Raw genomic sequence first — 982 nt, 5'->3', positions numbered from 1 at the left:
GGCGTGGCGAGGCCGCAGGCGCTGCAGGGCGATGCCGCGCAGGCCTGCGCCGAGGCGCGCACCTGCGGCGTGCACATCGAACCCTGGCGTGCGGATGCGCCGCTGCACGGTGTGCTGGTGGATGCGCTGCTGGGTACCGGCATCAGCGGCGAGGTGCGCGAGCCCTATGCCGGCGCCATCGCCGCGATCAACGAAAGCGGCCTGCCGGTATTGGCAATCGACCTGCCTCCGGCCTCTGCGCCGATACCGGGCGGGTGCTGGGCCAGGCCGTGCGTGCCGAGCTCAGCGTGACCTTCATCGGCCTCAAGCTTGGCCTGTTCACCGCGGATGGGCCGGATCGCGTCGGTGCACTGGTGTTCGACGACCTGCAGGCCGATCCACAGATCGTCGCGCAGGTCGCAAGCGAGGCCGTGCGACTCGACCGGCCGGCCCTGGCACGGGTAGCACCGCGTTCGCCGGTGGCGCACAAGGGCAGCTTCGGCCAGGTGCTGGTAATCGGCGGCGAACTCGGCACCGGCGGCGCCGCGCTGCTCGCTGCCGAGGCGGCGCTGCGCAGCGGTGCCGGCATGGTGACGCTGGCGACCCGGCCGGAGCATGTCACAGCGTCGCTGGTGCGGCGCCCGGAGATCATGTGCCACGGCGTCGAGTCGACCTACGGCCTTACGGCACTGGCCGACCGCGCCGATGTGCTGGTGGTCGGTCCCGGCCTCGGCCAGGCGCCCTGGGGCCGCAGCCTGCTGTCGCTGGCGGCGCAGCGTGAGGTGCCGCAGACCTGGGATGCCGATGCGCTGAACCTGTTGGCCAGCGGCAGCGTCGAACTGCCAGCCGGCTGCGTGATCACGCCGCATCCGGGTGAGGCCGCGCGATTGCTGCAGTGCTCCACCGCCGAGGTGCAGGCCGATCGGCCGGCCGCGGTGCGCGAGCTGGCCAGGCGCTACGGCTGCGTGGCACTGCTCAAGGGCGCCGGCACGCTGATCGCCGC

The 982-nt window shown here is 72.9% G+C and carries 1 pseudogene; it reads left to right on the top strand.

Going from position 1 to position 982, the window contains the following annotated elements:
* A pseudogene (locus BAY1663_RS22810) lies at nt 1-982 on the top strand (NAD(P)H-hydrate dehydratase); the annotation flags it as partial.

The sequence above is a fragment of the Pseudomonas sp. BAY1663 genome (genome assembly GCF_000582595.1).
Taxonomy (GTDB): domain Bacteria; phylum Pseudomonadota; class Gammaproteobacteria; order Pseudomonadales; family Pseudomonadaceae; genus Stutzerimonas; species Stutzerimonas stutzeri_AF.
The sequence above is the reverse complement of the archived record's forward strand: the minus strand, read 5'-3'. Positions and strand labels throughout refer to the sequence as shown.